The sequence below is a fragment of the Paracoccus haeundaensis genome (assembly GCF_006239215.1).
GTDB lineage: Bacteria > Pseudomonadota > Alphaproteobacteria > Rhodobacterales > Rhodobacteraceae > Paracoccus > Paracoccus marcusii.
The window spans coordinates 1-8182 of record NZ_VDDC01000065.1 but is presented as its reverse complement, the minus strand read 5'-3'; the positions used below and the strand labels follow the sequence as shown (position 1 = coordinate 8182).

The 8182-nt window shown below is 52.4% G+C and carries 7 protein-coding genes and 1 pseudogene; 5 read left to right on the top strand and 3 right to left on the bottom strand.

Going from position 1 to position 8182, the window contains the following annotated elements; all coding sequences use genetic code 11:
* Positions 1–196: 196 nt before the first annotated feature.
* The 3 genes and pseudogenes from FHD67_RS19415 to FHD67_RS19405 all read right to left on the bottom strand — a co-directional run.
* Positions 197–887, bottom strand: a pseudogene (locus tag FHD67_RS19415) (integrase core domain-containing protein); the annotation flags it as partial.
* A gap of 95 nt (positions 888–982) precedes the next feature.
* Positions 983–1396, bottom strand: coding sequence for a BLUF domain-containing protein (locus FHD67_RS19410; RefSeq protein ID WP_139599753.1), 414 nt, complete (start codon positions 1394–1396; stop codon positions 983–985).
* 64 nt (positions 1397–1460) lie between these two features.
* On the bottom strand, positions 1461–1679 hold the full coding sequence (locus FHD67_RS19405; protein ID WP_139599752.1) for a hypothetical protein: 219 nt from the start codon (positions 1677–1679) through the stop codon (positions 1461–1463).
* Between the two features lie 474 nt (positions 1680–2153).
* Here FHD67_RS19405 and FHD67_RS19400 point away from each other — a divergent pair, with 474 nt between their 5' ends.
* From FHD67_RS19400 to FHD67_RS19380, 5 genes are all read left to right on the top strand, one after another.
* Positions 2154–2477 carry a hypothetical protein gene (locus FHD67_RS19400; protein WP_139599751.1) on the top strand — a complete coding sequence of 108 codons (324 nt, stop codon included), beginning with the start codon at positions 2154–2156 and terminating at the stop codon, positions 2475–2477.
* Between the two features lie 45 nt (positions 2478–2522).
* Positions 2523–3032 carry an SET domain-containing protein gene (locus tag FHD67_RS19395; RefSeq protein WP_139599750.1) on the top strand — a complete coding sequence of 170 codons (510 nt, stop codon included), beginning with the start codon at positions 2523–2525 and terminating at the stop codon, positions 3030–3032.
* Between the two features lie 38 nt (positions 3033–3070).
* The gene (locus tag FHD67_RS19390; protein ID WP_139599749.1) at positions 3071–5272 is read left to right on the top strand and encodes a bifunctional diguanylate cyclase/phosphodiesterase; all 2202 of its coding nucleotides are present in this window, start codon (positions 3071–3073) and stop codon (positions 5270–5272) included.
* Positions 5273–5730: 458 nt separating this feature from the next.
* Positions 5731–6833, top strand: a protein-coding gene (locus tag FHD67_RS19385; RefSeq protein ID WP_139599748.1) for an IS3 family transposase whose coding sequence is annotated in 2 segments (ribosomal slippage) — positions 5731–5992 and positions 5992–6833 — 1104 coding nt in all. Because the reading frame shifts where the segments join, the coding sequence is not laid out codon by codon here.
* Between the two features lie 424 nt (positions 6834–7257).
* Positions 7258–7671: a response regulator gene (locus FHD67_RS19380; protein ID WP_139599747.1), complete on the top strand. Its 414-nt coding sequence runs from the start codon at positions 7258–7260 to the stop codon at positions 7669–7671.
* Positions 7672–8182: the final 511 nt, after the last annotated feature.

Here is an 8182-nt window from a genome sequence, read left to right as displayed (position 1 = left end):
CTTTGCAGATCGCCTCCGCAAGGCCGGAAAACCGCACAAGGTCATCATCACCGCCGTCACCAGAAAGCTTGTCACTATCTCGAACGCCTTATGCAAGAGCCGTCAAAAATGGGCCGCAGCAACGGTCTGAGAGATACAGTTGCTAGGTGTTCAGTCCCGGCATCTGATGGATCGGGTTTAGGATGAATTTGCCTGGCTAGGCTGTCCAGATATTGCAGATGTATTCGTAGGGCGTGAGCCCTCCGAGCGTCTTGAGCCGGCGAGCGAAATTGTAGGCTGCCATGAAGTCCGCCAGGTGGGTGCGGAGCAGGTCGTGATCGTCGTAATGGAAGCGTTTGACGGTCGCGTCCTTGATCGTCCGGTTCATCCGCTCGACCTGACCATTCGTCCAAGGGTGGTTTGGCTCGGTGAGGCGCTGCTCGATACCGTTGGCCTCGCAGATCATGTCGAAGCGCATGGGCCGGGGAGAGATGGCGCTGCGATTCCGCGGCTGCTCGGCGAACTGAATGCCGTTGTCGGTGAGGATGGTGTGGACTTGATAGGATGAGCTGCCTGCCGGCGAATGCTTCGAGCATGTGCTTCAGGAACTCCCACGCCGTCTTCTTGTCCGCCTTGTCGACGAGCTGGGTCACGGCAAACTTGCTTGTGCGGTCGATGCCAACGAGCAAAAACAGTTTGCCCTTAGCAGTCTGCACTTCGGCAATATCGATATGGAAGAAGCCGATGAGGTAGCGTTTGAACTTCTGCCGCTTCGGCTTGCCGCCTCCCACGTCAGGCAGTCGAGAGATACCGTGGTGCTGAAGACACCGATGCAGTGCCGCGCGCGTCAGATGTGGAATAGAAGGCTGCAGGGCATAAAGGCAGTCATCCAGCGGCAGCAGTATATGCTAGTTTGACAGCTGGGACTGAGTACCTAGGCATAAGAGAGAAGTACCTGCGGCGCGTCAGGCTTTGCCTCCATTTCTAGGAGACAATTGTTTCATCAGAAGGGCGAAGTCGTATCGAACTGCGCGCGCATGAAGGCAAGCACACCTGCAGCATACTCCGTTCGATGCAAGGTCCTGACACCCTGTATCGCGACGAAGTCGAAAAGCGAGTTCTTTTCGGAAACTCCAAGTGCCATATGCCAGCCCAGAAACTGCTTGGTGGAGACGGCATCCCTGCTCAGAATGGTTTGCCCGTAGTGAGATCGGCTCTCATAGATACACCGTTCAACAATCCGAAGTTCGGCTTCCGGACCTTCGACCCATTGATGGAAGATCCCGTCCTCGCAATGCAGGTAGCCTGTAACGGCCATATTGCTGTTCCGGGATCGCGGGTGTTCCAGGATCATCCGGAACTCGAGATCATGGGGCTGAAGCAGTGTCTCACTGCGGTACGGAAAATTACGGACCAAACCGTCCTATCCTCAAAGGGCTACGTGTCGGGTGACGGCCAGAATGTTGCGTCTGGCATGACCATCAGTCCCAGCCATCAACCATTACCCTCCAGTGGCGGAGCAGATCAGCTGCACCGTAATCGCCATGCCGTTGGCGCTCCGTGGCAGCAGCTGAGATCATCGTCGCCACACCACTGCGATCCATCGCTTCCGGAAAGGCGAGCGTTGCGCGCAGAATGTTCAGCAGGATCCGCTCGGCCATCGCGCGTTGTTCGATCTCGTCCAGGAGGTCATCGCTCATATGCCTGGTCATATCGGATCTCATTCTACCCTAGCGTATCACGCCAAAATGTCTGCGCTTGATGCAACTCACATAGTGAGGGTCAAAACACAACCGTGACGCGATCGTTATCTATCTTAAAGTTGATGAGCGCTTACCGGATGAGCCCCTGCCCTATTCGCCAGCATCATCGATTACCGCCCCGGAGCCCATAATCCGATACGGCGCCAGGGCCGCTAATCGCCCGCGATCTCGCGAGCATTGGGCATCTATGGTCTTCTCATGCTGGCCCGAGCGTTCGCCCGCAGCGTACTACGTCGCAGATGGCACCGGGCTTGCCCTTGCAGCCGTGAAAGTTGCCGCATCCGTCGCGTCATATCGAACCGGACCTTAACTTCAAATTAACCAATATCCGGCATTCTTTTCTCATGAGCCGACTCAGTAAAAATACCGCGATAGTTGGGCTTTCAAGAATAATGGGAAAAGGGCGCCTGCATGACCACAACTGTCATCCTTCTCATGATCGTGGCTGCCACGGCGGCCGGTGACTACCTGATCAAGGCGGCATCGTTGAATACGCAGGGTATTGCATCAGCGAAATTCATGGCTGGAGCAGCACTTTATGCACTACCGGCAATTGGATGGTTCTCCCTCATGAAAAACCACACTCTGGCCACGGTTGGCATCATCTATAGCTGCTCAAATATTTTAATCTTATTTGCCCTCGGATGCTTCGTTTTCAAAGAAGCTATTTCGGCGAGGGAATTGACAGGAATCGGGCTTGCCGTCGCTGCAATTCTCGTGCTGCACAAAACGTAGAACTGCCAAGCGACACCGTCCACACAATCGAGGCAACGAAGCAACATGCTGACTGTAGACCACAACATCAGCCAAAGCACGATCCATGGCCTAGGAGTTTTCTCAAATGAGAAAATTGCAGCTGGGCAGCTTGTCTGGACCTTCAGCCCGGTTGTAGACCGAGAAGTTCCAATCGAGCAGCTGCTTAAGATGCCCGATCATGTTCTTCGAATGTTTGCCCGCCATGCTTGGTACGTCAAGGAGCGAGGCACCTTCGTCATCGGATTAGATGGTGACTACTTCATGAACCACTCGGACGAACCCAATCTCACCGACGATGGTGAGCATATGTATGCCGCTCGAGACATAGAAGTCGGTGACGAGCTGACATGCGATTACAGCACAGTCACCGTCGTTGAGTTCGATCCGAACAAAGGACATGCACATGCCGAGGACATTCGTGAATTCTATACGAAGATCTTTCAGCAAGATGCCCATCAAAGAGTAACTGCGGAGGTTGGCATGCTCGCTCCTATATCGAAGTTAGCACAACTGCAAATGAGAAGTTGTGCTTAATATTCTTGCCTGAATCTTTCCCAACAGGACGTTTGACGATGGTGATGTTTTCTGGAGCTTCAATCGGACTATCCAATCGCATTGCCACCGTTGCGCTTTACGGCACATTGTTGCTCTATCTGGCGATTGGAGTATCACTGGAGTCATTGAGAAGGCAAATCAACCACCAAGCAGAACTCGAAGCTGGCCGTCAGGTCGTTCACAATATCAGTCTGCTGCATGATCAGGTCAGGCAATTTGCCAGAGACTACAACAATTGGGGCGATGTATATCAAGCAATTATCGACAAAGACTTTGAGTTTGTTTCAAATAACTATGGCATCACGGCCGTCAACGGAGATATGTTTGATCGCGCCGTCATCTACGATGGTCTGCTAAAAGATCCTTTGGCTTGGAACTCTACCGGAACCCGAGCGCCACACCAGTCATCTCTCTCAATCTGGGCTTTGGAGCAGATACGTCTTGGCGTAGACAGGTTGCCACGCGAAGGTCGGGCCACATTCGATTTCGCTATCTTGAAAGATGGCGAGGTTCAATTCGGAAGCGCGTCACGCATCCTGCCAGATACCGAAGAGGCTCTTGCAACGGCGAACCGAGATGAAGCGTCAATTGGAGCTATTTTACGAACAGTTACAAATGCGCAGTTGACCGACATAGCGACCAGCTCAAATGTTACAGATCTTCGACTATCAAACTCCCTAAGAAACCCTGCAATCGCAACGCCACTAATCGGTGTTGATGGCAGGCCAATAGCATATCTCGACTGGATTCCGCCGCACCCAGGAAACGAACTTCTAAGCCATATAGCACCTATAATCGCGCTGATATTTATCGTTCTCGGGGGTGTCGGTATTGGCGGAGCGCGCCTCCTGCGCGACCACGCAAATACTCTTGCCCTGCGGGAGGACGATGCCAATCGACTTGCACGGTCCGATCCATTAACAGGCCTTCCCAATCGCCTTGCACTTAAGGAGTATATCGAACGCCTTGAGTCTACCGGTATCAACAATTACGCAGTGATTCTGCTAGATATTAACAACTTCAAGAAAGTTAATGATCTTGCGGGCCATCAGGGTGGCGATGAACTCATCAAGACTTTCGGAAACAATTTACGTGCGGCAACAGACAAACAAGTTTTCGTCTCTCGTGTCGGCGGTGATGAGTTCATCGCGGTCGTCAATACTTCGGGTGATATAATCGAATTATCTCGCTGCACTGTCGACCGCTTCATGCAGGCAACTGGTGTTTGCTTTAATTACCGAGGCCTACAATTTCCTATAACATCTTCGTATGGCATTGCTGCCAGAAAAGATGCAACACGCTCTTTTGAGGATCTTTTAGGAGATGCGGACCGTGCAATGTATGCGTCAAAAAAGGATGATGGCAACCACGTCACAGTTTACGATGCGGAGCTTGATGCGGAATACACTTTTAGAAGGAAAATCGAGGAAGCACTTCGCTTGGCCATCAGATCGCCGGATGAGTTCTATATGCTTTACCAGCCTATCGTTAATGCGCGGACTATGGAATTACACTCGGTGGAAGCGCTGGCGCGCTGGAATTGTGCATCCCTCGGACCTATTGCTCCTGACGTGTTCATTTCCGTTGCAGAAAAAAGCGGCCTGATAGTCCAACTTGGATCGCTCCTTCTTAAAAAAATATTTTGCGACATGCAGTGCAGGCCAGATTTACGCTTTAATATCAATATTTCTCCTTTGCAACTTCTGTCGTCGGGTTTCATTCCGACGCTGACACGCTTGTTGGGAGAGCATTCCATATCACCAAGCCGAATTGAAATTGAGCTTACCGAAGGCGTTCTTGTTTCAAATTGCGATACGGTCCAAGCTCAATTGAAGCAACTCAGACAGATGGGAATCACTACGGCACTTGACGATTTCGGAACCGGCTTTTCTTCCATCGGCTATCTTCAAAAGATGCCCCTCGATACTCTTAAAATTGACCGAAGCTTTGTATCGGGGCTTGGAGACGACAAGGTCCTTGCAAATGTACTACACTCGATTGTATCCCTCGGCCGCACCTTAGGAAAATCAATCACGGCGGAGGGCGTTGAAACGCTCTATGAGGCAGAGATTCTGGCTGATGTGGGGTGCCATTATCTTCAAGGTTATCTTTTCAGCCGGCCTCAGCCCCTTGATCAAATCCTTAAGGCAGCTGGCAACGGTCATTCTCTCACGGGCGAGCCTTGTGCTCAGCAGCTTCGTCGAGCCCTCGCTAGCTAGGTTAATGTGAATCAATTTTCATAAGCTGAGGAATATTTTCTTAATATATTGTCGTATTTTGCGAACCTTTGATGTATTAGCTGCAATTCGAGACGCACTCAGAGTTGGCTTCACCAAGGGTTGTGGCAAGAGAACCCGCCAATGACAGAGCATGCTATAACCTTGAATGCAATAATAGTGACCAAAATCGTACCAAATAAAATAGCAAACGCTTGGCTGGAGCATTAGCAACCTACCAAAAATATTCCGAGGAGAATATGCAGATTTTTTGGACGGTCCTTTCTGCATTTGGCTAGAAACCACACTGCTATGCAATGATCTTATCCTGTCACTCTCGGCTGGAAGCAGAGGGTACAGGAGTAGGCGTACAATAGGGTTGCTTTGCCCCCTGAAAACTGGACCGTTTGAAGCTGGAGTTTTCGGTTAACCTTCCCTGGCTGGGAGAGGAGCAGAGAACGATGAAAGCATCGAGGTTCACGGAGGCGCAAAAGGCGTTCATCCTGAAGCAAGGCGAGGAAGGCACGCCGGTGGCCGAGATCTGCCGCAAGGCCGGGATCAGTCAGGCGACCTACTTCAACTGGAAAAAACGGTATGGAGGTCTGCTGCCTGACGAGATGCGCCGGCTGAAGGCGCTTGAGGACGAGAACAGCAGGCTCAAGAAGATCGTCGCCGACCTGACCCTCGACCGGGAGATGTTGCAGGACGTCATCCGCCGAAAGCTCTGAGGCCTGCCCGGACACGGGAACTGGTCGACGGGATGTTGGTGAGCTGGGGCATATCGATCCGCCGGGCATGTGGTGCCCTGTGCTTCGACCCGTCGAGCTACCATTACAAATCCCGCCGAACCGGGCAGGCCGCACTGGAGCTGAGGATCCGAGAGATCTGCGAAACGCGGGTGCGCTACGGATATCGGCGTGTCCACGTTTTGCTGCGACGAGAGGGATGGCAGGTGAACATCAAGAAGACACGCAGGATTTACAATGAGTTGGGTCTGCAGCTCAGGAACAAGAACCCGAAACGGCGGGTGAAGGCCAAGCTGCGAGACGATCGCCAGGAGGCAGTCGGACCGAACGATGTCTGGGCTATGGATTTTGTTCATGACCAACTCGCCCTCGGCAACAAGCTGCGGATCCTGACGATCGTGGATACGCACTCCCGTTTCTGTCCAGCAGCCGACCCGCGCTTCGCTTATCGCGGTGAGGATGTGGTCCGGACACTGGAACGGGTCTGTGCCCAGGTCGGCTATCCCAGGACGATCCGGGTCGACAATGGCAGCGAATTTATCTCTCGCGATCTCGACCTGTGGGCTTATGCCAACGACGTTACCCTGGACTTCTCACGCCCTGGAAAACCTACTGACAATGGCTTCATCGAGGCGTTCAACAGCAAGCTCCGGTCCGAATGCCTGAACGCGCACTGGTTCATGAGCCTTGCGGACGCGCAGGAAAAACTGGAGACTTGGCGTAGGCACTACAACGAAGACCGACCCCATAGCGCGATCGGATATAACGTCCCGATCGCCCTGCATTATCCCGGCGGCGCAGTCAGCCCGTCGCCATGACCAAGCCGGAAAACTCCAGCAACCGGCGGTCCAAGGTTGGGGAGCAGCGCACAAACCGGAAAACTCCAGCATCCGGCGGTCCAAGGTTGGGGAGCAGCGCAATCAACCCGCGGATTCTACGAATGGCTGGAGGAGAGTCGGGTCTCAGGTCATTCCACATTCTCAGCATAGTGTTAAACTGATCATGACCAGTGTGTCCGGCATCTGACAGCCTCTGATGACGGTGCTTCAATCATGAATCGCGCCTTCTGTAATAAGTATGTACGGATAGCTGGACCGGAGCGTGGTCATTCCCATCACTGATCCCGGAAACTGCCCTCTGCTAGCGATCAACCGCAACAGCATTTTTCAGTGAGGAACTGTAGAGCTGGGAACTCCTTCTTCTCTCGTATACCAGTTCCGTAGTAACGACGAGAATTTGAGCATGAGCATATCACAATTTGACCCAGTGGTTCTCGTTGTAGAGGATCAAGGGCTTCTGCGTATGACAGCTGTCTCGATCATGGAGGATTCGGGTTTCGAGGCGGTTGAGGCCAAGAACGCGGATGAAGCCCTGACAATGCTGAGGCACTATCCCGACATTCTCGTCGTGTTTACGGATATTGACTTGAACGCTGAGAAAGACGGCTTCTGGCTTGCCGAGCAGATCAAAATCGGATGGCCGAAGATCGATGTCATCGTGACGTCAGCATACCCTAGACCGAAGAACTACAATCTCGATAACGTCATCGCCTACTATGAAAAGCCTTACTCGGAGAAAGATCTAATCAATCAGATCCAGAAGGCGGTTTTCGGATCCCGGCGTGGTCGCTCCATTGCAGAGTTTGTAAGCTACTAGGCGTTGGTAGGTTGCAGTTGTCAGCGTGAGCTTTGGTCGCTCGGCAACGATTTCAAGCTCATGGAGATGGCGACACCTGGCGACGGAATTTTCCACGCCAATCGGTAAGCGATACCACCTTGCAGACAGTACTCACTGTGCTGTCTGCAAGCCACCGCGTCGGCCAATCTGGCCCTGAGGCGATGTAGCATGACAAGCAGCCATACTTGTGAGGGTTCATCTTATCAAGTTCGTTCCCACATACATCGCAGAACCGGTAAGCGCACATTCGCCGAGAATCTCCATCTTAAGCGAATTTATGCTTAACCGGATTCTGCTAATAAATCCATAATTGACCTGCACAAAACCAGCATTGTCTTCGCACGGGCAAGTTTGTCACAGAATTTAGGCACGCCTACGATAACAAGAACCAGAGCTTGCGACAGATAGGTTGTGTTAGGGTCAGGACTTCGGTAACGGGGTCGTTTCAGTCAAGCGGTTTCACGCATGCGCCGTTGTCCGCAGAGCAGCG